Below are 26,698 nucleotides of genomic sequence, written 5' to 3'. Positions count from 1 at the left end.
CGATGCGAACATGACTGAGCCGTCAGCATTCGAAAGGAAGGCGAAGTCGTGTTGCAGCGATCTCCATCAGGCCGCACCGAATTCGTCGAGGTCCTTCACGACCGCTCTTCGGTGATGCGCACGCTCGACCACCTCGTGACCAGGTCCGCGTCGGTCAGAGCGGTGCTGTCGAGCCGCGGCGGCATCGACAGCGCCCTGCTCGGCCTCATGAGCAACGCCGCCGACCGAGGCCGCCTGCTGCTCGACCCACCGCTCGCCAGGCACACCGAGACGATCGGGCGCGTGGCGCGGCACCACGTGGACATCCGGGTGCACACCCAGCCGGCGCGTCACATGCTGGTCTTCGACGACAGGGCCGCCGTCCTGCCGCTCGACGCGAGCGACCTCAACACCGGCGCCGTGCTGCTGCGCTGCCCGCTCTCCACTCCGTACGGCCAGCTGTTCGAGCTGATGTGGTCGGATGCGGAGACTCTCTCCGAGAACGCTCCGCCGTACGACGGCCTGACCAGCCGTGAAGCCGAAGTCATCGGACTTCTGCTGAACGGGGCGACAGATCACCAGGTCGCCGCCCGACTCGGCATGAGCAGCCGCACCGTGCGTGCAGTGGTAGCCCATCTGCAACAGCGCTTCGGAACACGATCACGCATGGCGCTCGGCTTCCAGATCGCCAGATCGACGAATTAGGTCTAGACATCGGAGTTCTGACCAAGTTAGGTCGTGGGTGCCGCCGCCTCGGCACGCCCCTTGGAGGGAACACCATGACCACGTCCAGGCGCGACTTCGTCAGACTCGGCGGCGCCGCACTAGCCGGTGGCGTCGCTCTGGGAACCGGTACGGCGTCGGCGAAAGAGCGCATCGACTGGTCGGTCGAGGTCGTCGAGTCGACCATGCGGCAGTTCACGCCGGAGACGCTCGGCGGCTGGGGCTACACGCGCGGACTCTACCTCTGGGGGCAGTGGCTCGTCTTCCAGCGCACGAAGAACAAGAAGTACTTCGACTACATCAAGGCGTGGGTGGACCGCTTCGTCGGTCCGGACGGGAAGTTCAACCGGACGTTCACGCACCTCGACTCGATGCGCGCGGGCCAGCTGTTGCCGTTGCTCTACAACGCGACCGGGGACGTGCGGTACCGCGTCGCCTCGACGCAGATCCGCGAGCGTCTGAACACCTACTCGCGCACCAAGGAAGGCGGCTTCTGGCACGCCGAGGGCGGCACGCGCGACTGGCAGAACTGGTCGGACGGCGTCTACATGGTCGTGCCGTTCATCATGCGGCACGGGTACACGTTCGGGGAGAAGGACTGGGCGACCGCCGAGGCGTTGCGGCAGCTCCTCGTCTACGCGAAGAACCTGCAGCACAAGGACGGTCTCTTCCACCACGCGTACGACGAGTCGCGCACGGCCTCGTGGGCGAATCCGGCGACGGGCGTGTCGCCGGAGTTCTGGGGCAGGGCGATGGGCTGGTACGCGATCACGTGCTGCGACGTGCTGGAGGACCTGCCGCGCACCCACCCCGACCGGCCGAAGCTGATCTCGATCCTCGGCAGGCTGATCGCGGCACTCGCACGCCACCAGGACCCGAAGTCCGGGCGCTGGTTCCAGGTCGTGGACAAGGGCTCGAACCCGCGGAACTGGACCGAGACCTCGTGCTCGTCGATGTACTCGATGGCGATCTCACGTGCCGTCGAGCGCGGATATGTGTCGCGCAGGTACGAGGTCGTGGCGCAGCGCGGCTATCGCGGGGTGCTGGAACGCGTGTCGATCAACGCACAGGGCTCCACCGAGATCTCCGAGATCTGCATCGGCACGAATGTCGGTGACCTGCCGTTCTACCTCGCCCGGCCGAGAGCCGTGAACGACCTGCACGGCATCGGGGCGTTCCTCATCATGAGCGAGCAGTTCCAAAGGAGGTAGGTTCGGAGGCATGCGCGTGGCCGGCCTCCTGCTAGCTGCGGGGGCCGGCCGCCGGTTCGGCTCCCCCAAAGCTCTTGTCTCGTTGCACAGCAAGCTTTTTGTCGACTCGGCGGCTGAGCTGTTACGCGCTGCCGGGTGCGAGCCGGTCGTCGTCGTCCTCGGCGCCATGGCGGACGAGGTGCGGGCAAAGGCCTCTTTGGACGGCGTGACTGTCGTCGACAACCCCGACTGGGAGTCCGGCATGGGCTCGTCGCTGCGAACGGGCCTGCACGCGGCCGGCATCGTCGACGCCGTTGTGGTGCTTCCCGTGGACACACCCGGCGTCACCGTCGCCGCCCTGCACCGCCTGATGGAACTCGCCGAGCCGAAAGCGTTGGCACGCGCGGTCTACGACGGCAAGGTCGGGCACCCGGTCCTGATCGGCGCCGACCACTTCGCGGGCGTGATGGCGTCGGCAGCGGGCGACCAGGGCGCGCGGGACTACCTCAAAGCCAACACCGTCCGCCACGTCGAATGCGGTGACGTGGCGGACGGTGCTGACGTTGATCGACCGGAAGACCTCAGGCCACGTAACGGCGAAGCTTGATGCCCGACGACACGTTGGACGCGCTCAGCCAGTGGAGCCGGCCGCCCGCGTAGGCCGGGTCGGCCACGGCGAACTCGTTGCCACCGGCGCGGTAGCCGACGACCGTGGCGTAGTGGCCGCCGGAGTAGTTGCGGCCGTTCAGGCGGATCACGTTGATCACGACGGCGTGGCCGCGGTTGGCGTTGTAGACGACGTCGGCCTTGAGCTTCTGCAGCAGCTGCGCGTCGGTCGACCACTGCTTGACCTGGTAGTAAGTCGAGTCGGTGTAGTGGTCGAGGGCGCTCTCGAGGTTCTTGATGTTCGGCAGGCCGTTGGTCGTGACCTTCATGTACGAGGCCAGAGTGGACTGTTCGACCTTCTTGCCGCGCGCGGTCAGCGCGATGCGGGCGGCGGCAGCGGAACACCAGTAGCCGGTCTTCTGCACCTGGAACTCGTGCGGCAGAACACCTTCACCCTGGATGCCGAGCTCTGCGGCGGCCGGGATGACGGTCTCGCCCGGCGCGGCCAGCGCGACCGGCGCGGTGAAGATGGTCATCGCCACGCCGACGGCGGCGACAGCCCCGCTGATCTTCGCAAGCTTCATCTCTCGTTCCCCTCAGTGGTGGCGCCGAACCCCTGGCGCGGCGCTCGGCGAAAGCTTGCTGGCAGCCCGCGAACACTCGCCACCAGATTCGGCCAAGTCCTAAAAAGCCAGGTAGAAGCACTCAACGGACTGTTCACACCCACGCTGGGTGGGTGGAGTGGACCGTTCGGCTGAGTCGTCTCGAATCCGGTACAAGCCCTGCGGCGCTGTGCCACTCTGCTTGCCGTGTTGCGTGTCCACTTCACGGCGGAGGACCTGGCGAGGGTGCGCGTCGCCCCTGGTCCCGACCCGATGTGGGAGATCCTGCTGAGCCTGCACGTGCTGCGGCAGCGTTCGGCGACCCCGGTGTTCGGCACGTGGCGCGCGAACGTGCGATCGACCCTGCCCGACGACGCGCGCTGGCTCATGCAGCTGGCGCCGCCCGTCGGCTACTCCCCCGACTTCCTGACGCCCACCGCGGGCTCCTGCGCACTCGACGCGGGCATCGACGCCGTCCTGGCGACGCCCGTGGAGTCGTTGCGCGCCGACCTCGCGCAACTGGGCCGCCAGCAACGACTCGACCCGCGCACCAACCTGCTGGCCAGCGGCGACGTGGCCACTTTGGACTCACTCGGCGAGGCGTTGCGCGCCTACCACCGCCACGCGCTGGCCCCGATCTGGGACGAGATCCGCGCCGTCGTCGACGCGGACCGCGCGGTGCGGGCGAGGTCCTTTCTGGACAGCGGCTGCGAGGGCATGCTCTCGGCCCTGCACCCGACCATCTCGTGGTCCCCGCCCGTGCTGTCGATCGAGTCCCGCTTCCCGCAGCGCGACGTCCACCTGCACGGCCAAGGCCTCGTACTGGTCCCGTCCCACTTCTGCTGGGAACGCCCGATCATGCTCCGCGACCAGCGCCACCCGCCGGTCCTCGTCTACCCGATCGCCCGCGATCTCCACATCACGACCAACGGCAAACGCTCACTGGAGGCGCTCCTGGGCCGCACCCGCGCGGCGGCGCTGGGGGTCATCGCCGGCGGTTGCACGACCACGGAGCTCGCCCGCCGCCTGGGCATCTCCGCCGCGTCGGCCAGCGCCCACGCCTCGGTCCTGCGCGACGCGGGCCTGGCCGTGGCCCAGCGGCACCGCAACTCCGTCCTGCACACGGCCTCAGCGCTGGGCGTGGAACTCCTCGCCTAGCGCCGCCGCTCCCCACCCGGTCGGATCCTCACCTTCCGGCACCATCGCCAGGGCGTGCCACCGCAGAAGCACCTCCCACCAGCCGGCCTCGACCTCGGTCAACCGGCGCACGGACTCATAGCCCGCGAGGAACGCCGCGTGCACCTCGGCCGGCACCGGCCCCCAGTCGCGGAAGCGGGTCCCGAGCAGGACCGCCGACCGCGCCAGCTCGACGACCCGGTGGTCGAGCGCGATCTCCTCGAAGTCGAGGATCGCGGCAACCTCGCCCCCGGCCCACAGGACGTTGGCGGACCGGAAGTCGCGATGAACGAGCTGCGCCGGCAGCCGCCCGGCAGGCACACCGCCGAGCATCGAGCGCAAGGCGTCCCGCGCCGTCCCGGGCAGGTGCCCCGCGCTGGAGTCGAGCCAGCCGGTGACCCGAGCCGTCAGAGGCAGCGGCGGACCGCCGAACGCGGCAACCAGATCACCGTCGGGATACGCCGCCAACGCGTCCTGCAACCGGGCCAGCACCGCCCCGGCCTCACGCACCTGGCCGGCATCGGTGACGTCGAGCAGCTCACCCTCGACCTCATGCTGCAATCCCATCGAGGCACCGGCCACCTCGACCTGCAGACGCCCGTCCAACGCGGGAACCGGTACCGAAACCGGGATCCCCCGGCCGTCCAGCCACCGCGTGAGCCGCGCGACCTCCACCAGCCGCGGAAACAGCTCCTGCACCACCGACCACTTCGCAATCATCCGCCCGTCCGGCGTACCGACCCACGCCAACGCGTTGTGTGCGCTGATGACGATCCGCTCGCACGAAAGAACCCGAACACCCCAGTGCTCGCCCAGCGCGGTGGCGACCCAGCGCCCAGCCGCCTGCTCGTCTTCGAAGCCGAATCTGCCCCCAAGCGCACCGAGCGGATCGTGCGCTTCCCACAACATCTCCACCACCGGCGCATGCGATTCAGCCATGCACCCATGACACACGAAACCTAAGGCCGCGTGCGTACCGCCGCCCGCGCACACCCACCCGCGACGATGAGCTGCGCCATCGCCACCCACACCGGCCACAACACGGAGTAGGTGATCGCGAGCGCTATGTGCGTGGCCCCCGCGGTCGTGAAGACCGCCGCCAGCACAACCCAGATGTAGAAGTACCGCCTGATCAAACCCACCTCCGCTCGCCAAGAGTGACCGCACCTGTTATCGCGCGTATCGAGGTTTGTGGTGCTCGGGTTACTGGTGAGCCCACGGCACTTCCGGTACTACTGACCCGCATGACGACCGACACCGTGACCGGCTCCGACTACGGCAACCTCGTGCGCACGCACCTGACACGCGTCGAACAGCACAACGCGGCAGCGCTCGACGACGTGGCCGAGCTTGTGCTGGCCGCCGTACAGGCGGACGGCATGATCCTCACCGCGGGCGCCGGCCACTCCCTGGCAGCGGTCGCCGAAACCTTCTACCGGGCAGGCGGTCTGGCCTGCGTCCGCCCGATCTACCACCCGGAACTGCTCCCGATGCACGGCGCCATCAGCAGCACCGCGGCCGAACGCCGCTCGGGCCTGGCGGGCGAGGTCCTCCGCGAAGCGGGCCTGGCCCCGCACGACGTCCTCTTCGTCTTCTCCACCTCGGGCGTCAACCACTACCCGGTGGAACTGGCCCAGGAGGCCGCCGGGGCAGGCTGCCCGGTAGTCGCCGTCACCTCGGTCACCTCCAGCGCCCAGGCCCCCCGCCGCGCCGGCGCCACCCTCGCCGAGGTGGCCACCGTCGTCCTGGACAACCTCGTCCCGCCCGGCGACTCCACCTACCCGGAACAGGCCCCGGTCACCGCCGCCGTCTCCACCCTCGCCACCACGTTCCTCTGGAACCTGCTGATGGTCCGCCTGGTCGACAAGGCCACCGAAACCGGCGTGCAACTGCCGCTGTGGCGCAGCGCCAACGTGGAAGGAGGCGACGCGGCCAACGCCGACCTGCTCAGGCACTACCAAACCCGCATCCCGCAGCTGGGTTGAGTAGCAATACTCAGCAGCTTTTCAGCGTCTTCGCGTTAGTCTCCCACCGGGGAAAGCACTTACCTGGGGGGACTTCACCAGTGGAGCCGAAAACACGTAGATGGATCCTGATCGGCGGCGCGCTCGCCACAGCCACCACGATCGGTGTGGCGGGCGCACTGCTCTGGAGCCCGGATCCGGTCATCTCGGAAAAGCCGAAGAACCAGGCGAACCAGTCGGTCGAACGACCGGCCGACGTAGCCCTGTCCTTCGTGAACAAGCTGTCCAGCCCCGACGCCGCCGCAGCCGCCCAGCTGACCGACGCACCGGACGCCGCCGCCAAGGCGATCGCCGCCACCAGAACGGGCATGGCCGCCTCCGCCTACCAAGCCCGCCTGGCCGCGACAACACCACCGGCCCCCGACGCCACCACAACGGACATAACGGCCTCCGTGACGTGGACGATGCCGAGCTCCGCCGTGCTGAAGTACGACGTCAAACTCACCGTGCAGAAGTCCGGCGAAGCCTGGAAGGTCCACTGGACGCCGACGCTGCTCCACCCGCAACTGACCGAGGGCAGCTCCCTCGTCTACCGCGCGGCCCTCGCTGACGGCGCCCTCCTGGGCCGCGACGGCAAACCACTGGTCAAGGGCACCATCCCAGACGGCCTCTACAACACGATCACCGGCCAGACCGGCGATCTCAAAGGCACCGACGGCTGGGAAGTGGGCATCTCCTCCACCGCAGGCTTCACCAAGCTGGACGGCAAGGCCCCAGAAGGCGGCCAAAAGATCACAGTGACGATCGACCCGGCCCGCCAAGCAGCAGCCCAAGCCGCAGTGGACGCCCTCCCGCAGGGCGCGGCCATCGTGGCGATCGAGCCCTCAACCAGCGAAATCCTGGCCGTGGCCCAAAACAAAACCCTGTCCGGCACAAACCCGTTCGTAGGCCGCTACGCCCCGGGCTCAACGATGAAAATCGTGACCGCAGCCGCCGCCATGAACGCAGGCCTCGTCCAAGCCAACACCGCAGTCCCGTGCCCGGCCACCGCCACCATCGGCACCCGCCGCATCAGCAACGCGGGCTTCGGCCACGACTCCCTGCCCTTCCACACGGCCTTCGCCCTCTCCTGCAACACGACCATGGGCGAACTGGGCGCAAAACTCCCACCGAACGCCCTCCCGGACATGGCCAAGCGCTTCGGCCTGGGCGCCGACTGGACCATCACGGGCGCCGACACGAACACCGGCAAAGTCCCCCCGGCCTCCGGCGACCAGCAGGTCGAAAACAGCTTCGGCCAGGGCAACGTGGTAGCCAGCCCGTTCGGCATGGCCCTGGTAGCGGCAACCGTGGTCTCCGGCAAAACCCCCACGCCCACCCTCATGCGAGGCAAGCCGCCGACACCCAACGACGTGGCCGCCGCCCCACCAGCCGCAACCCTCCAGCCTCTCCGCAACATGATGCGAGAGGTGGTAACCACGGGAACGGCCAAACAACTCTCCGGCATCCCGGGCCTGGCAGGCAAAACCGGCACCGCAGAAGCAGGCGGCGGCACAGCCCACGGCTGGTTCGTGGGCTACCAGGGCAACATGGCCTTCGCGGTGTTCGTAGAAAACGCAGGCTCGTCCCAAAGCGCCCTAACCGCCACAGCAGCCTTCCTAAAGCGCTAACGGCAACAGCAAGCCGAGCAAAAGGCGACGGCGAAGCCGAGCTGCTTTTCACAACGCGGGCCGGTGGGGTGGGTCCCGTCACGAGTCGTGCCCGATCGTTCGCCGCTCAGGTACGGCTTGTGACGGGACCCACCCACACCGCAACCAACAACGCAACCGCAAGCCGCCCAACGGCACAGGCGTGCCATCTACCTGCGCGTGGCGCTGGCGGGTCCTTGATCAGGTTGGCAGGGTCCGGGGCGGAGCCCCAGAAATCCTCGCAACCGCCGCGTCCGATGCCAACGCGCCCACCTACGGACCCCAAAAGATCAGTACCTCTGCCCAACCTCAGCCGAAGAAAACTTCACAGTCGGATAAACAGCAACAGCAGGCGGCTCAGAGAACTGAGTCCGATAAAGATCCGAATACCGCCCCTCAGCGGCCATCAACTCCGAATGCGTCCCCCGCTCAACAATCTCCCCATGCTCCAACACCAAAATCTGATCAGCAGCCCGAATCGTCGACAACCGGTGAGCGATGACCAACGCAGTCCGCCCCTCCAGCGCCTCAGTCAACGCCTCCTGCACAGCAGCCTCAGACTCGGAATCCAAATGCGCGGTGGCCTCATCCAAGATCACAACCCGAGGCCTGGCCAACAACAACCGGGCGATCGTCAACCGCTGCCGCTCCCCACCGGACAGCCGGTACCCACGCTCCCCGACCACCGTGTCCAACTGCTCAGGCAACGAAGCAACCAGCTCCAGCAACCGAGCCCGCCGCAACGAGTCCCAAAGCTCGTCATCAGACGCCCCAGGCGCCGCGTACTCCAGGTTCGCCCGAATCGTGTCGTGGAACAGATGCCCGTCCTGCGTGACCACCCCGACGGTGGACCGCAAGGACTCGAAGCCGAGATCTCGAACGTCCACATCGGACAGGCGCACAGCACCGGAGTCCACGTCGTACAACCGAGGAACCAACGAGGCGAGCGTCGACTTACCGGCTCCAGAAGACCCGACCACCGCGACGAGCTGCCCGGCCTCAGCCTTGAAACTGATCCCGTGCAACACTTCCTCGCCGCCGCGAGTGTCCAAAGTGGCCACCGACTCCAGCGAGGCCAAGGACACCTTCTCCGCGGACGGGTACGCGAACCGCACGTCGTCGAACTCGACCGACACCGGCCCATCCGGCACCGCACGGGGGTTTTCCCGTTCCTGGATCATCGGCTTCAGATCCAGGACCTCGAACACCCGCTCGAACGACACCAGCGCCGTCATGATGTCGACCCGAGCGTTGGCCAGCGCGGTCAACGGCGCGTACAGCCGGGTCAGCAGCAGCGCCAGCGACACCACGGTGCCGGCGGCCAGGTGACCGGTCAGCGCCAGATACCCGCCCAGCCCGTACACCAGAGCCTGAGCCAGTGCCGACACCAGCGTCAGCCCGGTCATGAACCACCGGGTGGCCATGGCGGTCCTGATCCCGATGTCCCGGACCTTGGCGGCCTTGTCGGAGAACTCCGCCTCTTCCCGCTGAGGCCGGCCGAACAGCTTCACCAGCGTCGCCCCCGGCGCCGAGAACCGCTCGGTCGACTGCGTGACCATGGACGCGTTCAGGGCCGAGGCCTCGCGCTGCATGTCCGCCATCCGCCGCCCCATCCGCTTGGCGGGCAGCACGAACACCGGCAGCAGGAGCAGCGCCAGAGCGGTGACCTGCCACGACAGCGTGAACATGACGCCCAGCGACAGCGCGAGCTGGATGATGTTCGTGACGAAGCCGGACAGTGTCGACGTGAAGGCCCGTTGAGCGCCGATCACGTCGTTGTTCAGACGCGACACCAGCGCGCCGGTGCGGGTGCGGGTGAAGAAGGCGACGGGCATCTTCTGCACGTGCCCGAACACGGCGCGGCGCAGGTCGTAGATCAGACCTTCACCGATGCGCGTGGACTGCCATCGCTCGACCACGCCCAAACCGGCGTCGACCACCGCGACCAGGGCGATCACCAGCGCCAGCCAGACCACGACCGACGGCGTGGAGCCGCGCACGATCGCGTCGACCACGCGGCCGGCGAGCAGCGGCGTCGTCACCGCCAGCACTGACGAGATCACCGTCAGCAGCAGGAAGAAGAGGAGCTTCGCGCGGTGCGGCCCCGCAAAGGCCAGCACGCGCCGGAAGGTGCCCCGGCGCACCTTCGAAGGCGCGTCCGAGGTCACCCCCATCATGAATCGCCAGGAGCTGTAGCCGTCCACGCTGACTAGAACAGCACAGGGGTCTGACAATTCCTTCGAATGCGGCTGGCGCAGCGAAAAAGTTCAGCTTTGAGCGGACATGGCCGCGAAGGACTGCAGCCTGCGCAGCTGCGCGGCGCGCTCCAGCGCCAGCTGGTCCGGGAACGACACGCCGGAAGCCGCCGACGCGATCAGCGCCAGCGTCTCCGAGACAGCACCCGGAAGCGGCTTCAGGACAGCGGCCACCAGCGAGTCGACCGCCGCGTCCAGCTCGTCCGCGGGCACGACGGAGTTCGCGAGGCCGATCTGCAGCGCCTCGGCCGCCGGAACCCGGCGGGAGGTCACGCACATCTCGGCCGCGCGCGAGTACCCCACGAGACGCACCAGGGGCAGAGTTCCGCCGAGGTCGGGCACCAGTCCCAGCCCGGTCTCGGCCATGCAGAACTGAGCGTCCTCGGCGAGCACGCGGAAGTCGCACGCCAGCGCCAACTGGAAACCCGCGCCGATGGCGTGCCCCTGCACCGCGGCAATCGTCACGCGTGCGGGGTCGCTCAGCCAGGTGAACCCGGCCTGGTACGAAGCGATCTTCGCGTCTGCCTCCGAAGCAGGCAACGACAACATCGCCCCGAGACCGCCGGGTTCGCCGTCGACGGGCTCACCGGTGAACATGCGCCGGTCCAGCCCCGCCGAGAAGGCGCGGCCGGAACCCCGGACGACCACGACACGGACGTCCGGGTCCAGCTGTTCGCCGATGTGCCGCAACGCCTGCCAGGTGGCGGGCGTCTGTGCGTTCAGCACGTCGGGACGATCGAGCGTGATCGTGGCGAGCGGCCCGGAGAGTGCGAGCCGAACGCCACCGCGCTCGAGCACGCCAGCGTCGATAGCGGGCACTGGCATGGTCATTACCTCCGGCGAACTAGGAGCTAGTTACCGGAGAGTAGCAGTCTGAGTTTGGCTACTTCTTCTTCGTCCGGGTGGCGCCACCGCGACCGCGCAGCGTGACGCCGGATTCCGACAGAACCCGGTGCACGAAGCCGTAGGAACGCCCGGTGCTTTCGGCCAAAGCCCGGATGCTCGCGCCCTTTTCGTACTTCTTCTTCAGGTCAGCGGCCAGCTTGTCCCGTGTGGCGCCGGTGATCCGGGCACCCTTCTTCAGGTCAGCCACCTCGTCCCGCCTTCCGTACGAGCAGGTCGGGCCGTTCTACGGCCCCTGTCGTCGCAATGATCGAACAGGAACCGGCAGAACGCCAGGTGATCAAGCAAAGAGATCGCCGAACGGTCGATTCGATCACACTCAGTTGATCACAGGGTGCGCTCGGTAATCCTTTGACGGGTGGAGATCACGCCAGCTGCACGAGATCGAGGTAGTCCTCGGACCAGTGATCCTCCGTGCCGTCGGGCAAAAGGATCACGCGCTCGGGCTCCAGCGCCTCCACGGCACCGGGGTCGTGCGTCACGAGCACGACCGCGCCCTCGTACCGCCGCAGCGCGTCGAGCACCTGCTCGCGCGAGGCCGGGTCGAGGTTGTTGGTCGGCTCGTCGAGCAGCAGCACGTTCGCGGCCGACGAGACCAGACCGGCGAGCGCCAGACGCGTCTTCTCGCCACCGGACAACGTCCCGGCCGGCTGGTCCAGCTGCTCACCGGAGAACAGGAACGTGCCGAGCAACGACCGCAGCCGCTGCTCCTGCTCGTCCGGCGCCATGTGCCGGATGTTCTCCCACACCGACGCGCCGTGGTCGAGCGTCTCGTGCTCCTGCGCGAAGTAGCCGATCTTCAGGCCGTGACCGGGCACGACCTTGCCCGCGTCGGCCTTCTCGCTACCGCCCAGCAACCGCAGCAGCGTCGTCTTGCCGGCACCGTTGAACCCGAGCACGACGACGCGGGAACCCTTGTCGATCGCGAGGTCCACCCCGGTGAAGATCTCGAGCGAGCCGTAGGACTTGCTCAAACCCTCTGCCGTCAAAGGGGTCTTGCCGCACGCGGCGGGCGCGGGGAAGCGGATCTTCGCGACCTTGTCGCTCTGCCGTTCCTCGTCGAGGCCGTCGAGCAGCTTCTGGGCGCGCTTCGCCATGTTCTGCGCCGCAACGGCCTTCGTGGCCTTCGCACCCATCTTGGCGGCCTGCGTCATCAACGCGCCGGCCTTCTTCTCGGCGTTGGCGCGCTCACGGCGGCGGCGCTTCTCGTCCGTCGCGCGGGCTTCGAGGTACTTCTTCCAGCCGAGGTTGTAGATGTCGACCTCGCCGCGCGTCGCGTCGAGGAACCACACCTTGTTCACGACGTCGTCGAGCAGCTCGACGTCGTGCGAGATCACGACGAGGCCGCCGTCGTGCGACTTGAGGAAGCCGCGCAGCCACGTGATCGAGTCGGCGTCGAGGTGGTTGGTCGGCTCGTCGATCAGCAGGATCGTGCTCGACTTGGCGCCGATGCCCGCCTCGGACGCGGCGAACAGGATGCGCGCCAGCTCGACGCGGCGGCGCTGACCGCCCGACAGTGTGCTGAGCGGCTGCGCGAGCACCCGGTCCGGCAGACCGAGGTTCGAGCAGATGCGGGCGGCCTCGGACTCGGCGGCGTACCCGCCGAGCGCGGCGAAGCGCTCCTCGAGCTTGCCGTACTTGGTGACGGCCGTGTCGAGCTCGTCGGGGTCGACCAGCTCCGCCATCTTCGACTGGGCCTTCTCCATGTCGCGGAGCAGCTGGTCGAGCCCGCGCGCGGACAGCACGCGGTCCTTGGCGATGACGGACAGGTCGCCCTCGCGGGGGTCCTGCGGCAGGTAGCCGAGCTCGCCCTTGCGCGTGATGGCACCGCCGTAGGGCTGGCCCTCACCCGCGAGAACGCGCAGCGAGGTGGTCTTGCCGGCACCGTTGCGGCCGACGAGGCCGATGCGGTCGCCGGGCTGAACGCGCAGGTTGGCGCCGCTCACGAGAATGCGTGAGCCAGCGCGCAACTCCATGTCGGTTGCGGTGATCAAGAGAAACTCCGAGTAGAAATGTTCCGGGCACGGCAAAGGTCGGCACGTCCGGGTCGGCCTACTCCAGGAGGATCACGCGGACCAGTCTACGGGTTCGCGACCAACGAATTTCCCACCTGTGTCCAGACGCATAGATTCCGGCCATGAGCGAAGACTTCTCAGGCAAGGCGGCCCTGGTCACCGGCGCGTCCCGCGGCATCGGCCTCGGCATCGCACGCGAGCTGCTCTCCCGCGGCGCCGCGGTCACGATCACCGGCCGCAAGGCCGACCAGCTGGCAGAGGCCGCGGCGAAGCTGACGTCCGACACGGGTGGCCGAGTGCTGGCCCTGCAGGGCAACGCGGGCGACGAGGCGTCCCGCGAGGAGGTCGTGGCGCGCACGGTCGAGGAGTTCGGCAGCCTCGACGTGCTCGTCAACAACGCGGGCATCAACCCGCAGTTCGGTTTCCTGATGGACGCCGACCTCAACGCCGTCCGGAAGATCTTCGACGTCAACGTGGTGGCAGCGCTCGGTTTCACGCAGCTCGCCTGGAAGTCGTGGATGGGCGAGCACGGCGGCGCGGTCGTGAACATCGCGTCGGTGGGCGGCATCCGGTCCACCGGCGTGATCGGCGCGTACGGGGCGTCGAAGGCGGCGCTGATCCGCCTCACCGAGGAACTGGCGTGGCAGCTCGGCCCGAAGGTGCGCGTGAACGCCGTCGCCCCCGCCGTGGTGAAGACGAAGTTCGCGGAGGCGCTGTGGTCCGGGCGCGAGGAGGAAGGAACGCGGGCGTACCCGATGAAGCGGTTCGGCAACCCGGAGGACGTCGCTTCGCTCGTGGCGTTCCTGTGTTCGGACGCCGCTTCGTGGATCACGGGTGAGACGGTGCGCGTCGACGGCGGGCTTCTCGCCACGGGCACCGCGGGCTGAGCCACGCTCACGCAGGGGTCCCCCTCAGGGGGTCCCCTGCTTTCATTCTCTCAGGCACCACCGACAGTTTCGGGCACACCGAGCACGTCCAGGAACGCCGCAGCGGCCGGCGTCAGCCCCGCCGCGCTCCACACCAGGTGCTCCACCCGCGAGGGCCCACCCACCACGGGCAGCGTCACCACCCCGCTCAACCGCGGCGCGTACCGCGACGGCAACACGGCGACCCCGAGCCCCTCCGAGATCAGCCCGGCCATCAGCTCCGCCGTCGTCACCTCGAACGCCACCTCGCGCTGCAACCCCGCCGCCGCGAACGCCTGATCCGACTGCATCCGCCCCGGCGAGCCTGCCGGGAAGTCCACGAACAACTCCTCCGCGAGCCTCTCCAGCGAAGTCCCGGCACGCCCGGCGAGCGAGTGCGACGGCGCCACAACGGCAACGTGCTCGTCGCGCGCCAACTCGCGGCCGCGCACGCCCTCCGGCCTCACCCCCGGCGGCAGACCGAGGAACGCGAGATCGAGCGCACCCTGCCGGACCTGCTCGACGAGCTCGTGGCTCGGCAGCATTCGCAACGCGACCCGCACCTGCGGATACCTCTCCCGGTACACCTTCAGCGCCGCGGGCAGGTCCACCGCGGCGACGGTGGGGATCACGCCGACCACGACCCGTCCGCGCACCTCCCCCACGGCCGCCGCGACCTCGGCCGCCGCCCGTTCCGCGAAGTCGAGGCACTGCCTCGCCGACGGCAGGAACGCCGCTCCCGCCGGGGTCAGCCGGACGCTGCGGCTCGTGCGGTCGAAGAGGCGGGCGCCGAGCTCTCGTTCGAGGCGCGCGATCTGGTGGCTGAGCGCGGACTGGACGACGAGGCAGCGGTGGGCCGCCTTGGTGAAGCTGCCCGTCTCGGCGACCGCCACCACGTACCGCATCTGCTGGAGCTCCATCCATCTATCGTGAATCACGATGGATCAGATGAAAAGCATGTGTTGGACTCATTGATCCAGCCGCCGAAGACTGAACCACGTGAGAAACAACGACCTCTTCCGCACCGCGCTGGCGGCGTTCGCGCCGGTGGTCTGGGGATCGACCTACGTGGTCACGACCGAGCTGCTGCCGGCGGGACACCCGTTGTTCGCCGGGCTGCTGCGCTCGCTGCCCGCCGGCCTGGTCGCGCTGGCGCTCACCAGGACGCTGCCGCGCGGTTCGTGGTGGGCCAGGGCCGCCGCGCTCGGCGTGCTCAACATCGGCCTGTTCTTCCCGTTCCTGTTCATCGCCGCCGAACGCCTGCCGGGCGGCGTCGCGGCCACGCTGGGCGCCGCGCAACCGCTCGTCGTGGCGTTGCTGGCGGTCGGCGTGCTGAAGGAGAGCCCGTCGGCGTGGCGGTTGGCGTGGGGCGTGATCGGGGTCGTCGGCGTCGGGCTGGTGGTGCTGGGGCCGGCGGCCGGGTTCGACGTGATCGGTGTGCTGGCCGGGCTTGGCGGCGCCGCAACGATGGCGCTCGGCGTGACGCTGACGAAGAAGTGGGGCAGGCCGGAGAACGCCAGCCCGACGGCGTTCGCAGGCTGGCAGCTGACCGCGGGCGGGCTGTTCCTGGTGCCGGTGACGTTCCTCTTCGAGGGCGCGCCGCCCGCGATCGGTGTCGCGGCCCTGCTCGGCTACCTGTGGCTCGGCGCTGTCGGCGGCCTGCTCGCCTACGTCCTGTGGTTCCGTGCGATCACCACGCTGCCGGTCACCTCCGTCTCGATGCTCGGCCTGCTCTCCCCGATGGTCGCCGCGCTGCTCGGCGTCGTCGTGCTCGGCCAGACGCTGGACGCGGTGCAGCTCACCGGTTTCGCACTCGCCCTCGCCGCCATCGTCGCCAGCCAGCGACCGGCACCCGTTCTCGCCAAAGGAGTTCTCCAGTGAAGATCGCAGTCGTCGGTGCCGCGGGCATGGTCGGATCGCGGGTGGTGACCGAGTCCCTGCGACGCGGGCACGACGTGACAGCGGTGTTCCGCAGCCCTGCCTCCGTGGCCGGAGCACGCGTTGTGCAGGGCGACGCGACCGACCGCGAGCTGATGGACGGCCTGCTGTCCGGAGTGGACGGTGTCGTCGCCGCCACCCGGCCGCGTCCGGGCGAGGAGTCTGCCGCCGGCCCGACGACGAGAGCGTTGCTGGACGCCGCGCTCGCCACGCGGACCCGGATCATCGTCGTGGGTGGTGCCGCACCACTGCGGTCACCGGGCGGCGGTCTCGTGCTCGACGACAGCCGTTACGTGCCAACGCACATCCGGCCCATCGCCGCGGCGAGCCTGCACCAGTTCGAGATCTGCCGGGAGCATCCGGCGGACTGGGTCTACCTCAGCCCGCCCGCGCTGCTCGAACCCGGCGAGCGCACCGGCACCTACCGCCGCGGCCACGACGAGCTGCTCACCGATCCGTCCCGGATCTCGGCGGAGGACCTGGCGGTGGCGGTGCTCGACGAGCTCGAGGAGCCGGGCGCGGACCGGCACTTCACGGTCGCGTGGTCAGATCCAGCGTCAGGATGACCTCGCCGTCCTCGTCGACCTCGCCGGTCGGCACGAACCCGTAGCCGCGGTAGAACGGCTCGGGTGAGCCTTCTTCCGGCACGTAGCTGGTGAGCAGCTCCTTCGCACCTTCCGCGCGGAGCAGCGTCACGACCTCGTCGAGGATCGCGGTGCCGTAACCGCGGCCCTGGTGCTCGGCGCCGACGAGCAGCCGCCACAGGAAGTACGGTCCGCGGAACCCGGGCCCGGGGACCAGGTTCCAGCTGAGCATGACGAAGCCGACCGGTTCATCGCCGGCGTAGACCGCGCGGTACCAGGGCTTCGCGTCGGGGTACTGCTCCGCGTGCTGGAAGGACTTCTCCACGGACGCGACGAACTGTTCCTGGTCGGGACGCACGCGCACGGCGATCACCGCGTCGCGGTTGGCGTCGGTCACTTCGACGAGTCGGATCTCGGCAGTCATTCCGGCATTGTGGGCGCCGGCTCCGGTGTTGCCGAACGATTAACCGCTGCGCGTCGTCGGCGGCACGGACAGCACGCTGGTGGACGACGACGTCGGGTTGATCGACGTGTTGGGCTGGGTCACCGGCGGCATGCCCGGCGTCGACGTGGTGCCGGGCGGTGTCGTCGACGGACCGGGCGTCGGCGGCCGGCTCGAGTTCGGCGGGAGCACCGTGGTGGTCCGCGTCGACTCGCTCGAGCTCGGCGGCGCCGTCGTGGGCACGGGTGACTCCGGCCGCGGCGGTGCGGTCGTCGTGGAGGGCCCCGGCACCGCGGGGTCCGACGGGGTCGTGGCCGGCAGCACGGCCAGCGCCACGGCCACGACCCCCACGGTCGCGAGCCCGGTGCCGACCACGGCGATCGTGCGCCGCCGGGTCCGCACGGCCTGGCCGCGCTGGATCAGGTCGGCGGCCGTGACGGCACGCGGCGGCGCCTCTTCCGCGTGCAGAGCGGAGAAAGTCGCCCGCAGGTCGTCCTCGCGAACCATCACACCTCCAGCCTCAGCTGATCGAACTCCGGCCCCAGCTTGCGCCGCAACGTTTCCAGGCCCTTGCTGCTCTGCGACTTCACCGTGCCCGTCGAGCAGTTCAGTGCCGTCGCCGTGTCCTCGACGCTGAGATCGTGCCAAAAGCGCAGCACGAGGACAGCGCGCTGCCGTGCGGGCACGGCGGTGAGCGCCTGCCACACCACGAGCCTGTCCTCCGCCCCTGCGACGGAGGACAGGCCCTCAGGAGGTGTGTCAGTCAGCTTCTCCCTGCGCCATCGCACTTTGCGGCGTTCGGCGAGGAACGTCCGCACGACGATCTGGCGCAGGTACGGTTCGAGCCCCGACCGGTCCTGCATCCTGGGACCGGCCAGGTAGAGCTTCAAGAACGCCGACTGCATCACGTCTTCCGCTTCATGCCAGTTGCCGCACAACAAGAACGCCGTGAAGCGCATCGCGTCGGCGCACCGTTCGAAGCAGTCGGTGAACTCGGCCTCCCAGTTCAGCGGTGGCTCCTCAGCGGGCCGGGTACGACGACACCGGCGGCGTCGTCGCGGGGTAGGAGGACGCCGGCCGCGAGGTGGTCGACGGGTGCGGCGGGGTGGTCGCGGGCGGGGTCGGCCTGATCGACGTGGTCTGCGGCGGCTCCGGCCTCGAGGACGACGTCCCCTGAGGCGGAGACGTCGTCACCCGCGTGCTCGACACGGGCGGGGTCGTCGGCGGGTAGGAGACCGGAGGCGTGGTCGACGGCGGATGAGTCACCGTCGAGGACACCGGAGGCGTCGTCGCGGGCGCCGAGGTCGTCGGCGTGGGCCCGGTCGTGCCGCCACCGCTCAGCGCCAGCGCGGGCACCGCGATGCCGACGGCACCCAGCGCCACGGCTCCAGCCACGATCGCCATTCGTTTGCGCACTTTTCGACTCCAGCGGGTGTTCGGTGGTGCCTCGGTCAGGCACCCTCACCCGTATCCATGCGGCCGGCGTCCGATCCGGTTGCCCGTGTGTCCTGGATCACGATCTCGACGCAGCGGGCCCGTTCCGCGGCCTCGTCCAGCACCGCGCGCCGGGGTTCCGGGACGTCCAGGACGCGGTCCTCGGCCTTGGAGAAGACGCTCGTGAGCCTGCGGTCGTTGCGCAACACGTCCAACGCCTGCCAGTCGCCGCCGAGCACGACGCTGTCCAGTTGGGCGAGCCTCGGGACCAGAACGCGGAAGACGTCGTCCGCGGCCGCCTGGAGCGCGACGCGGGCCTGCCCTTCACGGCGCCGGGCGAACCGCTGCTGCGACCAGCCGCCGGCCTTGATGCGGCCGTGCACCTGCTTGCGGTCGGTCGCGGACACCTCGACCTTGCCGCCGTACGCGACACCGATGCTGTGCCCGCCGAGCCTCACGAGGATCAGGCCGATCCGGCGCGGTTCGGTGAGGTTTTCAATCACCTCTTCCATGCGGGTGCCGCCGCGCGTCCGGAACGTGGCCGTCGCGCCGTCCGCCGCGGTGATGACGACGGACTCGCCGATCTGGACGTCGACGGCGCCGTGCCGGTCGGCGAACCTGCCGATCCAGCCCTCCACGCGTTCCGGTTCGACCTCGACGGCCCGTCCTCCGGGAACCGGCCGCACCCGGCTCACGCGACAGCCACCCACACCGGCACGCGGTAGCCGCTCTCCCCCGGCGCGAGTCGTTGAACGCTCACGAACCCGGCGGCGCCCAGCGCCTCCTCCATCTCGGCCGCGGAAAGGACCCTGTGGCGCGTGGAGGCCGTCGCGGAGATTTCCCACCCCGCCGCACCCCGGAGCAGCGTTACGACCTCCAGGCCGTACGACAGGCCGTCAGGAGCCCAGTCCCAGAGCTGCACGGTGACCCGGTCACCGTTCACCTTGGGCGGCGGGGCGGTCGGCCGGAGCGCGCCGAGCCGGTCGAGCTCGGGGACGGCGGCCACCAGGACGCCGCCGGGCCGCAGCGAGGCGCGGGCGAGCATGAGGATGTTCGCGAGCGACTCCTCGTGCGCCAGCCTGGGCAGCAGATCGTCCGCGGCCCGCACCGCGTCCACTTGGACGCCGGGCACCACGTCGAGCAGGTCGACGACCGCGTGCGAACCCGGTCCGAGCACCGCGCCGGCCACGGAGGTCAGCACGTCGAGGTCGTTCACCGTGCACACACTAGAGCCACCTCGACACGAGGCGTGAACTGCACGACTATGTTACTGATCGGTTCGAAACGCTTGACAGATGAGTCTCGAAAGCGTGAACTCGTCAACCGTATGGATTAACCATTGACTCCATCCGGTCTCGACCAGCGATGTTCACGGACGGGTAGGGTCACTGGGGCGTGATCTTATGACAGCGGGGAGTCACCATGACCACTGCTGCCGGTCGACCAACACTGACCGTTGACGACACTGACTCAACGGGCCACGGCAGCCTTACGCAGCTCTTGACGACGGGACCGTTCCCGGAGGCGTTGAGGGCGGCGATCAAGGCGAGCCGTCTCAGCCTCGACCGCATCCAGCACCGGTTGGCACTGCGCGGCGTGACCATCAGCGTCGCGACGCTCAGCTACTGGCAGTCAGGACGGCGAAGGCCGGAACGCCCTGAATCACTGGAGGCGCTGCGGCACCTCGAGTCGGTCCTGGGCGTGCCTCAGTCGGGTCTGTCGGCGCTGCTCGGCCCACCTCGTCCGCGAGGCCGCCGTTGCCGCCCGACGACGATGATGCCGATCGACGCCCTCTGGGCGCGTCGTGAGCGGGTCGCGAACCTGCTCTCGAAGGTCGACACGTCCTCCGACCTGAAGCTCGGCCGGATCAGCCAGCACGACCGCATCGAGATCTCTGCCGACGGCGGGCAGAAATCCGTGTGGGTGCGGCAGATCCTCCGCGCGGAGCAGGACGGCCCCGACCGCTGGGCGCTCGTGTTCGAGACCGAGGAGTCCGACGTGCTCCCCGAGATCGTGAACGTGCGCAACTGCCACCTGGGCCGGATCGCACGCGACCACGAGGCCAACATCATGGTCGCCGAGATGATGTTCGAACGTCCGCTGACCCGCGGCGAGACCCTCATCATGGAATACCAGCTGGTGTTCCCGGAGGGCCACGCCCCCAAGGGCAACAACACGTTCGCGCGCAAGTTCCGGCTGCCGGTCCGCGAGTACGTCATCGAGGTCCGGTTCGACGAGACGAACCTGCCTTCGCGCGTGCAGCAGTACAGCGTGCCGGCGGGCGACGAAACTCCGTCGCGGCGCCGCAACCTGACCCTCGACTCGGGCGGGGGCGTGCACGCGGTGGCGCTCGGGTTCGGTCCCGGTGTGTTCGGGATTCGCTGGGAGTGGCCGAACCGTTAGGTTTTCTCGGCACACGAAGAGGCCCCCGGCTCGCGAGCCGGGGGCCTTTCCGTTGTCGGCTAAGGCATCACACCCAGCCGGCGACGTGCAGCGTCACGTTGCGGATCGAGCCCTTGTCCGAGCCGACCACGTCCGCGACCTTGAACGTCCACGTGCCGTCCGCCGGGTCGGCGAGCAGCGACGACAACGTGCCCGTGGCGGGCTTCCACGAGCCGGTGAACGGCGCTTCACCGGCCAGCACCGACGAGAACGACCGCGTGGCCGAGTCGTCGAAGACCGCCTGGCAGATGTTGGCGCCGGTGCCGCCGGACCGCGAGAACAGCGTCACGGACTTGCCGGACGGCGAGGTGAGCGTGCCCACCAGGTCACCGACGAAGGTGTGGTCGATGCCCACCGTCGTCGAACCCTCGGTCGCCGAACACGTCGCACCGTCCACGGAGAACTTCAGGTTCGACGCGCCGCCGACACCCGTCACGGGCACCGCGATCGACACACCGGTCTGGTCGTTGTCCGGGATGGCCACCGGCGCACCGGTGTAGGCGAACGTCTTGAACTCCCGCGACGGCTCACCGACGCGGTAGGTGAACGACGCCGTCGTCGGCGAGGTCGAACCCGCGTAGGTCACCCGCGCGTCCAGCTTGACCGCCGAACCGAGTGCGGCGGAGGCCGGCACCGTCACCTTGTAGGTGCTGGACACCGTCTGGCCGACGTCGATGTTGCCGTAGTACTTCGACCGCGGCGCGATGGTCACGCCGGCGCTCGGCGACGACAGCACGACGGAAGTCGAAGCGGCGGAACCATCTCCGCTGTTCGTGACCGGCACCGTCACCGTGGCCGTGGTGCCCGGCTTGAGGTACTGGCTGCCGTCCGCGTCGTTCACGATCGTCGGGCGGCCGGCACGGGCAAGCGCCTGCGGGGACGCGCCCGTGTACGCCAAAGCCTTGTCCGCCATGACGATGCCAGCTCCGGTGCGGTTGTCCACACCGGACTCGACGATGTCGATCGCCGTGACGACAAGGGCTTCCTTGACCTCGGCGGGCGACAGGGTCGGGTTGCCGGACAGGATCAGGCCGGCGATCGCGGCCGCGTTCGGGGCGGAGGCCGACGTGCCGAAGAACGGCGCGAAGCCCGGCACCGACGTGGTCACGCCGTCGGCCGCGGTGATGTCCGGCTTCTGCCGGGTCTCGGCGAGCGGCGTGCCGTCGGGCGCGAAGAAGGTCCTGCGCGGACCGTCGGAGGTGAAGCGCTCCGGCTTCTGCGTGCTGTCGAAGGCGTTCGGGTACGGGCCCTTCGGGTTGGCCGGGTCGCCGGGGTGCAGGTCGAACGGCAGCGCCTGGGCCGCAGGGGCCGCCGCGACCGAGATCGCGCCCTTGGCCGCCGAGTGGCCGCGGGTCATGCCCGGCGTGACGAACTTCTTGAGGCCGTCGCTGGAGTCGGCGAAGCGGCCGCCGAACAGCGAGAGGGCGAAGTACTTGTCGTCACCGCGGAACTTCACGACCGCGAGGCGCGTGCCGGTCGAGGTCGCCGGGGTGTTGAGGCGCTCGTACGGATCCTGGGCGCCGTCCTGGTTGTTCTGGCTGAACGTGACAACGTTGCCTTGGGCGTTGACCAGGTAGAGGTCGTAGTCGTTGAACGACTGGCCGAGCGGGTCGGCCCAGTGCAGCGTCACAGGGCTGTTGCCCGAGTAGCCCGACAGCGGGTTGAACAGCTGCTTGGCGTTCGGGTCCGGGTCGAAGTCGTGCGCGGAACCGGCGAACTTGCCGACGCCCACACCCGAGTCGACGAACTGGCCCTCGTAGTGGCCGGACGTGCCGTCGACAACGTTGCCCTGGTTGCCGGCGCTGGAGAAGAACAGCGCGCCGTCTGCGGCGACCGCGTCGACCGCGCGGGCGATGATGCCGTCCTGGAACGGCGACTCGTTGAAGTAGATGACGTCGTCGACGATGACGTCGCAGCCGAGCTGGAAGCGCAGCTTCTTGATGTTGTCCGCGAAGCTCGCGTCGCCGTTGAACGCCGTGGCGAAGCCGAGTTCGGCGTTGGGCGCGAGGTCGTGCAGGATCTCGAGCATCGCCGTGCCCTCGTCACCGGTGCCCTGCTGACCCGGCAGGATGTCGACCGCCGGCAGCTCACCCGCGGCCTGCGACACGGCCAGTGAGTTGACGCCGTCCGACAGCGCGCAGAGCTTCACGCCGACGCCGGTCACGTGGAACGAGCCACGCGCCGCTTCGGCGTTGTGCGCCTTGTCGCTCTCCGCGACCTTGGCCGCCTGCACGGACAGCTGCTTCTCGGAGAGCCTGCGCTCGATCTCCCGAGCCTTGTCCTCCTTGGACGGAGCCTTGCGGTTCTTGTTGTCCCGCTTGTTTTTCACGTCCTGCGTCATCGCGTCACTGCCGGGCTCGACGCGGGCGACGTCGGAGCGCGCGGCGATCTCGGCGATCTTCGCGACGGGCACCTCCGCGCGCACGGTGCGGTGCTCTTCGGACACTGCCCGGATCTGTCCGCCCGCCGCGCGGACAGCGTTGACCAGGTCCTCGGAGTACTGCTTGGCGCGGATGTCGACGAGGGTGGTGGACTGCGGCGTCACGGCGACGCCGGTCTGCACCTGGGGAAGGGCGCTCATCGTCCCCATCTGGCTGCGCTTGCGCGCCTCCACGACGAGCGCGCTGTCCACTTTGGACTCAGCAGGAGTCAGCGACTTCTTGATGCTCTGCAGCGCGGCGATCTGGGCCGCGGTGCGTTCGGTGACGGACTTGGACGCTTTGACCGGATCTGCAGACGCCGGCGTCACAGCGGTGAGTGCGGCCAGAAGAACTGCGGTACCTGCGGTGACTAACGTCGTGCCTCTTCGAGATCGGCGCACAGGGCTTCTCCCCCGAACGTTGTGCGTGCCCCCGAGCACGCTGCCTGCGGCCGGCTAAACCCCGGCCGAGGCGTCAACGTATGGCGCACGACTGATCACAGTCAGCATCCGATTGGGGTACTTCCCACTTAGCAGACACAATCACACTTCACAGAACAAACGCGTCAGTCCACAACTGACCGGTTCGCCCGGAAAGGGCTTCCAGCAGCGCCGCCGCCTGGTTGTCGGTGAGTGAGGCGATGAAGTCGACGACCGCCCGCCCCCGCGCCAGCCCCCGCACGACGTCTGGACCAACCGGCAGCTCCCCACTCGGACCGACCAATGTGGACGGCTCCGTCCGGGCGAGCGCCGCGTACTCCGTTTCGGCCAGCTCGACGAGATCGTGCAGCCTGCGCGGCAACCGATCCGCCTCCGTCCGGTCCGTCACCCACTGTTCGAGCGCGTCCACCAGCGACGACAGCAACCGCGCCTGTCCACGTTGGTGCAGAGCGAGATCCGGTCGCAGCAACACGAACCGCCGGTGCACGAACTTCAACACCTGCACCTCGTGCCACTGCGCCACCGCCAGCACTACGTGCCCGGACCTCGGCGTCGGCTCCTCGATCACCCCGACCGCGTCCACGAGCCTGCGCGTCCACCGCGCGCTGAACCCGGCGACCGCCTGCTCGGCCTCGACCGACCCGTCGAAGGGCACCGACAGCAGCCCGTCGACGAGCTCCTTGCTCACCTTCCGCACCGCCAGCGCGAACGCCTCGTCGCTCATCACCCAGGAGTCCTTGAGGTGCAGGCGCCTGCGCAGCGTCTCCAGCGACCGTCCGGGCATCCGGATCTCCGCGCTGAGCTCGGCATCGCTCAGCCCCGCGAGGTCGAGCGCCTGCGCCTGCCAGGTGCCGAGCTCCGCCGCGACCGTCGCGTGCTGCAGCACCCCGACCCGGTGGAAGTCCTCCAGGTCGTGGATCGCGTAGGCGATGTCGTCCGCGGTGTCCATGACGCTCGCCTCGACCGTCTGCTGCCATGATTCGATCCGGCCCTCGAACGGCTCACGCGCCTGTCGCAGGTCGTTGGTCTCCGTAACGTACGCCGAGAACTTGGAACTACCGGTCCCCGGCATGTCGTCCGGCTCCGACGCACCACGTGGCGCCACAGGCAGGTCGAGCGGCTGATGCCGCGTCCACGGGTACTTCAGCATCGCCGCCCGCACCGCGACGGTGAGGTCGAGGCCGAGCGCTTTGGGCCCCCGCACATCCGTCGTCGTCACGATCCGGAACGACTGCGCGTTGCCCTCGAACCCGTCCGGCAGCCCGAACCGGTGCCGCGCCAGCCGATCCAGCACCTGTTCGCCGAGGTGCCCGAACGGCGGGTGCCCGAGGTCGTGCGCCAGAGCCGCCGCCTCCACCACGTCGGGATCGCACCCGCCGAGCTTCTCCAGCACCGCGGTCAGCTCGGGCCGGCTGGTGAGCCGTTCCGCGATGGCGCGCGCGGCCTGGGCGACCTTGAGGCTGTGGGTGAGGCGGTTGTGCACGAGCAACCCGGACCCGGTGGAGCTGACCACCTGCGTGACACCGCCGAGCCGCGCGAAGAACGGTGAGCTCGCGACCCGGTCGCGATCGACGCGGAAGGGGTTCGTGGCGAGGTCTGCCGTCCTGCCGACGCCGGCGGACCGGCGGGCGGTGCGCTGCTCGTTGTGCATGCCGGAACGTTAACCAATGCCACTCCACCTCACCTCGTGGAGGCTCTCAGGCCGGGTCGCGGACCCCGTTGAAGGTCACCCTCAGCGCGTACGGCGAGGTCGACGCGGTGATGAACAGGTGATTGCGCTTGATGCCGCCGAAGGTGAGGTTGGAGACCGCTTCCGGCAGCAGGAGCTTGCCGATCAGGGTGCCGTCGGGTCGAAACCGTGCAGCCCATCCGACGCGGCGGCCCAGACCCGGCCCGCGTCGTCGAGGCGGATGCCGTCGAAGCGGCCGAAGTCGCACTCGGCGAAGATCTTCCCACCGGTGAACGTGCCGTCGTCGGTGACGTCGAAAACCCTGATGTGACTCGGTTCCTGGCGGGTGTCGGCGATGTAGAGGCGCTGTTCGTCGGCCGAGAACGCGAGACCGTTGGGGCGGGAGAAGTCATCCGCGACGATGCGCACGGCACCGGTACCGGGGTCGATGCGGTAGACGTGGCAGGCCCCGATCTCGCTCTCGCCCTTGTTGCCTTCGTAATCGCAGTTGATGCCGTAGATCGGATCGGTGAACCAGATGGAGCCGTCGTGCTCGGTGCGGGTGACCCGCCGGTTGCCCTGCTCGCAGCTGATCAGCCTGCCTTGGCGATCAACGGTGTTGCGGTTGGCGTAGCCGGGCTGGTGCCGGAACACACCGACCTGGCCGGTCGTCTCGTCCCAGCGCAGGAGCCGGTCGTTGGGGATGTCGCTCCACACCAGGTAACGCCCTCCGGCGAAGTGCACCGGCCCTTCGGCCTTCCGAGCAAGCTGCGCGAGCGGGGCGTCATCCGCCGCACCACCGTGGATGTCGACCCGCCTGCGGTGGGCTTGGGAGTGCTGGCCCTCGTGCTGATCGAAGCCGGCGCCTGGATGGGCGACGCGGCCTCCCCGTGACGCCCTGGCCACCATCCCGGAGATCCAGGAGCTCCACATCATCGCCGGCCCTGCGACTCTGCTGGCGAAGGTCCGGACCGCGACCACCGAAGGACTCCAGGACGTGCCGCATCTTCACCGTCGAGGGCGTCACCGGCACGAACACCATCGTCGTCCTGGATGCCGCGTTCGAACGCCCGCTGGACACCGGAGGCCGCGTTCCGGACGCAGGACATTAGGATCCGGTCGCCCAACTGGCCGACAACGCAGAAAACCCCCGAGGGGAGCGTTTGTGCGCTCGACCCTCAGGGGTTTCTGTACGTAAGTTCGGCGGCGACCTACTCTCCCACACCGTAACCAGTGCAGTACCATCGGCGCAGAAGGGCTTAACTACCGGGTTCGGAATGGGACCGGGTGTTTCCCCAACGCTATAACCACCGAAACACTATG

The 26,698-nt window shown here is 69.0% G+C and carries 27 protein-coding genes, 1 rRNA gene and 1 pseudogene; 11 read left to right on the top strand and 18 right to left on the bottom strand.

Going from position 1 to position 26,698, the window contains the following annotated elements; all coding sequences use genetic code 11:
* The first annotated feature begins 114 nt into the window (after window positions 1-114).
* The 3 genes from ABFX45_RS33910 (at window position 115) to ABFX45_RS33900 (ending at window position 2,499) form a co-directional block, all read left to right on the top strand.
* On the top strand, window positions 115-684 hold the full coding sequence (locus tag ABFX45_RS33910; protein ID WP_109635397.1) for a helix-turn-helix transcriptional regulator: 570 nt from the start codon (window positions 115-117) through the stop codon (window positions 682-684).
* 74 nt (window positions 685-758) lie between these two features.
* The gene (locus ABFX45_RS33905) at window positions 759-1,913 is read left to right on the top strand and encodes a glycoside hydrolase family 88/105 protein (protein WP_346134468.1); all 1,155 of its coding nucleotides are present in this window, start codon (window positions 759-761) and stop codon (window positions 1,911-1,913) included.
* A gap of 10 nt (window positions 1,914-1,923) precedes the next feature.
* A complete protein-coding gene (locus ABFX45_RS33900) occupies window positions 1,924-2,499 on the top strand; it encodes a nucleotidyltransferase family protein (RefSeq protein ID WP_346134466.1) in 576 nt (191 codons plus the stop codon).
* Here the strand turns inward: ABFX45_RS33900 and ABFX45_RS33895 are convergent.
* Window positions 2,474-3,082: a C39 family peptidase gene (locus ABFX45_RS33895; protein ID WP_346134465.1), complete on the bottom strand. Its 609-nt coding sequence runs from the start codon at window positions 3,080-3,082 to the stop codon at window positions 2,474-2,476. The genes ABFX45_RS33900 and ABFX45_RS33895 overlap by 26 nt on opposite strands.
* Window positions 3,083-3,307: 225 nt before the next feature.
* On the opposite strand from ABFX45_RS33895, the gene ABFX45_RS33890 reads away from it, so the two are divergent.
* Window positions 3,308-4,258, top strand: coding sequence for a MarR family transcriptional regulator (locus tag ABFX45_RS33890; protein WP_346134463.1), 951 nt, complete (start codon window positions 3,308-3,310; stop codon window positions 4,256-4,258).
* Here ABFX45_RS33890 and ABFX45_RS33885 read toward each other — a convergent pair.
* Both ABFX45_RS33885 and ABFX45_RS33880 read right to left on the bottom strand, forming a co-directional pair.
* The gene (locus ABFX45_RS33885; protein WP_346134461.1) at window positions 4,229-5,215 is read right to left on the bottom strand and encodes a phosphotransferase; all 987 of its coding nucleotides are present in this window, start codon (window positions 5,213-5,215) and stop codon (window positions 4,229-4,231) included. The genes ABFX45_RS33890 and ABFX45_RS33885 overlap by 30 nt on opposite strands.
* A gap of 20 nt (window positions 5,216-5,235) precedes the next feature.
* Window positions 5,236-5,418 (bottom strand): hypothetical protein, encoded by a 183-nt coding sequence (locus ABFX45_RS33880; RefSeq protein ID WP_109635385.1) that lies wholly within the window; start codon window positions 5,416-5,418, stop codon window positions 5,236-5,238.
* Between the two features lie 102 nt (window positions 5,419-5,520).
* Here ABFX45_RS33880 and ABFX45_RS33875 point away from each other — a divergent pair, with 102 nt between their 5' ends.
* Complete coding sequence (locus ABFX45_RS33875) at window positions 5,521-6,261, top strand: SIS domain-containing protein (protein WP_346134458.1); 741 nt, start codon at window positions 5,521-5,523, stop codon at window positions 6,259-6,261.
* An 80-nt stretch (window positions 6,262-6,341) separates the two neighbouring features.
* Window positions 6,342-7,910, top strand: a complete 1,569-nt coding sequence (locus tag ABFX45_RS33870; RefSeq protein ID WP_346134456.1) for a penicillin-binding transpeptidase domain-containing protein — start codon at window positions 6,342-6,344, stop codon at window positions 7,908-7,910.
* A 308-nt stretch (window positions 7,911-8,218) separates the two neighbouring features.
* Here the strand turns inward: ABFX45_RS33870 and ABFX45_RS33865 are convergent, their stop codons facing one another.
* The 4 genes from ABFX45_RS33865 to ABFX45_RS33850 all read right to left on the bottom strand — a co-directional run bounded on the left by ABFX45_RS33865 (window position 8,219) and on the right by ABFX45_RS33850 (window position 13,080).
* A complete protein-coding gene (locus ABFX45_RS33865) occupies window positions 8,219-10,105 on the bottom strand; it encodes an ABC transporter ATP-binding protein (RefSeq protein WP_346134581.1) in 1,887 nt (628 codons plus the stop codon).
* A gap of 90 nt (window positions 10,106-10,195) precedes the next feature.
* Window positions 10,196-11,008 carry an enoyl-CoA hydratase/isomerase family protein gene (locus ABFX45_RS33860; protein WP_109636431.1) on the bottom strand — a complete coding sequence of 271 codons (813 nt, stop codon included), beginning with the start codon at window positions 11,006-11,008 and terminating at the stop codon, window positions 10,196-10,198.
* A gap of 58 nt (window positions 11,009-11,066) precedes the next feature.
* Entirely contained in the window at window positions 11,067-11,276 is a 210-nt protein-coding gene (locus tag ABFX45_RS33855; protein WP_030473247.1) for a helix-turn-helix domain-containing protein, read from the bottom strand.
* Window positions 11,277-11,451: 175 nt separating this feature from the next.
* Window positions 11,452-13,080: an ABC-F family ATP-binding cassette domain-containing protein gene (locus ABFX45_RS33850; RefSeq protein WP_112226161.1), complete on the bottom strand. Its 1,629-nt coding sequence runs from the start codon at window positions 13,078-13,080 to the stop codon at window positions 11,452-11,454.
* A gap of 143 nt (window positions 13,081-13,223) precedes the next feature.
* On the opposite strand from ABFX45_RS33850, the gene ABFX45_RS33845 reads away from it, so the two are divergent.
* Window positions 13,224-13,988, top strand: coding sequence for an SDR family oxidoreductase (locus tag ABFX45_RS33845; RefSeq protein ID WP_109635375.1), 765 nt, complete (start codon window positions 13,224-13,226; stop codon window positions 13,986-13,988).
* A 50-nt stretch (window positions 13,989-14,038) separates the two neighbouring features.
* Here ABFX45_RS33845 and ABFX45_RS33840 read toward each other — a convergent pair whose 3' ends face one another.
* Window positions 14,039-14,926: a LysR family transcriptional regulator gene (locus ABFX45_RS33840; RefSeq protein WP_346134452.1), complete on the bottom strand. Its 888-nt coding sequence runs from the start codon at window positions 14,924-14,926 to the stop codon at window positions 14,039-14,041.
* 79 nt (window positions 14,927-15,005) lie between these two features.
* On the opposite strand from ABFX45_RS33840, the gene ABFX45_RS33835 reads away from it, so the two are divergent.
* Both ABFX45_RS33835 and ABFX45_RS33830 read left to right on the top strand, forming a co-directional pair.
* Window positions 15,006-15,887: an EamA family transporter gene (locus ABFX45_RS33835; RefSeq protein ID WP_109635371.1), complete on the top strand. Its 882-nt coding sequence runs from the start codon at window positions 15,006-15,008 to the stop codon at window positions 15,885-15,887.
* Complete coding sequence (locus ABFX45_RS33830; protein WP_346134450.1) at window positions 15,884-16,510, top strand: NAD(P)-dependent oxidoreductase; 627 nt, start codon at window positions 15,884-15,886, stop codon at window positions 16,508-16,510. The genes ABFX45_RS33835 and ABFX45_RS33830 overlap by 4 nt, the downstream gene beginning before the upstream one ends.
* On the opposite strand, the gene ABFX45_RS33825 is transcribed toward ABFX45_RS33830, so the two are convergent.
* Genes ABFX45_RS33825 through ABFX45_RS33800 form a run of 6 tightly spaced genes read right to left on the bottom strand, consistent with a single transcriptional unit; the run spans window position 16,476 to window position 19,620 of the window.
* The gene (locus ABFX45_RS33825; RefSeq protein WP_215732217.1) at window positions 16,476-16,952 is read right to left on the bottom strand and encodes a GNAT family N-acetyltransferase; all 477 of its coding nucleotides are present in this window, start codon (window positions 16,950-16,952) and stop codon (window positions 16,476-16,478) included. The two genes, ABFX45_RS33830 and ABFX45_RS33825, sit on opposite strands and share 35 nt — an antisense overlap.
* 39 nt (window positions 16,953-16,991) lie before the next feature.
* Window positions 16,992-17,477, bottom strand: a complete 486-nt coding sequence (locus ABFX45_RS33820) for a hypothetical protein (protein WP_109635367.1) — start codon at window positions 17,475-17,477, stop codon at window positions 16,992-16,994.
* The gene (locus ABFX45_RS33815; protein WP_109635365.1) at window positions 17,477-17,980 is read right to left on the bottom strand and encodes a SigE family RNA polymerase sigma factor; all 504 of its coding nucleotides are present in this window, start codon (window positions 17,978-17,980) and stop codon (window positions 17,477-17,479) included. Before ABFX45_RS33815 ends, ABFX45_RS33820 begins: the two co-directional genes overlap by 1 nt.
* 10 nt (window positions 17,981-17,990) lie before the next feature.
* The gene (locus ABFX45_RS33810; RefSeq protein ID WP_146231489.1) at window positions 17,991-18,386 is read right to left on the bottom strand and encodes a hypothetical protein; all 396 of its coding nucleotides are present in this window, start codon (window positions 18,384-18,386) and stop codon (window positions 17,991-17,993) included.
* A gap of 35 nt (window positions 18,387-18,421) precedes the next feature.
* On the bottom strand, window positions 18,422-19,099 hold the full coding sequence (locus tag ABFX45_RS33805) for an acVLRF1 family peptidyl-tRNA hydrolase (RefSeq protein ID WP_109635360.1): 678 nt from the start codon (window positions 19,097-19,099) through the stop codon (window positions 18,422-18,424).
* The gene (locus ABFX45_RS33800) at window positions 19,096-19,620 is read right to left on the bottom strand and encodes a hypothetical protein (RefSeq protein ID WP_346134447.1); all 525 of its coding nucleotides are present in this window, start codon (window positions 19,618-19,620) and stop codon (window positions 19,096-19,098) included. Before ABFX45_RS33800 ends, ABFX45_RS33805 begins: the two co-directional genes overlap by 4 nt.
* A gap of 284 nt (window positions 19,621-19,904) precedes the next feature.
* Here ABFX45_RS33800 and ABFX45_RS33795 point away from each other — a divergent pair, with 284 nt between their 5' ends.
* A complete protein-coding gene (locus tag ABFX45_RS33795; RefSeq protein WP_229813482.1) occupies window positions 19,905-20,807 on the top strand; it encodes a helix-turn-helix domain-containing protein in 903 nt (300 codons plus the stop codon).
* 67 nt (window positions 20,808-20,874) lie between these two features.
* Here ABFX45_RS33795 and ABFX45_RS33790 read toward each other — a convergent pair whose 3' ends face one another.
* The 3 genes and pseudogenes from ABFX45_RS33790 to ABFX45_RS33780 form a co-directional block, all read right to left on the bottom strand.
* Entirely contained in the window at window positions 20,875-23,595 is a 2,721-nt protein-coding gene (locus ABFX45_RS33790; RefSeq protein ID WP_346134444.1) for a S8 family serine peptidase, read from the bottom strand.
* A 220-nt stretch (window positions 23,596-23,815) separates the two neighbouring features.
* Window positions 23,816-25,357: a deoxyguanosinetriphosphate triphosphohydrolase family protein gene (locus ABFX45_RS33785; protein WP_112226171.1), complete on the bottom strand. Its 1,542-nt coding sequence runs from the start codon at window positions 25,355-25,357 to the stop codon at window positions 23,816-23,818.
* A 46-nt stretch (window positions 25,358-25,403) separates the two neighbouring features.
* Window positions 25,404-26,137: pseudogene (locus ABFX45_RS33780) on the bottom strand (SMP-30/gluconolactonase/LRE family protein); the annotation flags it as partial.
* A 136-nt stretch (window positions 26,138-26,273) separates the two neighbouring features.
* On the opposite strand from ABFX45_RS33780, the gene ABFX45_RS33775 reads away from it, so the two are divergent.
* A complete protein-coding gene (locus ABFX45_RS33775) occupies window positions 26,274-26,573 on the top strand; it encodes an Lrp/AsnC ligand binding domain-containing protein (RefSeq protein ID WP_346134579.1) in 300 nt (99 codons plus the stop codon).
* Here ABFX45_RS33775 and rrf read toward each other — a convergent pair.
* Window positions 26,574-26,690, bottom strand: a 5S ribosomal RNA gene (gene rrf / locus ABFX45_RS33770).
* Window positions 26,691-26,698 lie beyond the last annotated feature (8 nt).

The organism is Lentzea roselyniae, from assembly GCF_039537795.1.
In the GTDB taxonomy this organism is placed as follows: domain Bacteria; phylum Actinomycetota; class Actinomycetes; order Mycobacteriales; family Pseudonocardiaceae; genus Lentzea; species Lentzea atacamensis.
This window is presented reverse-complemented; position numbering and strand designations above follow the sequence as displayed.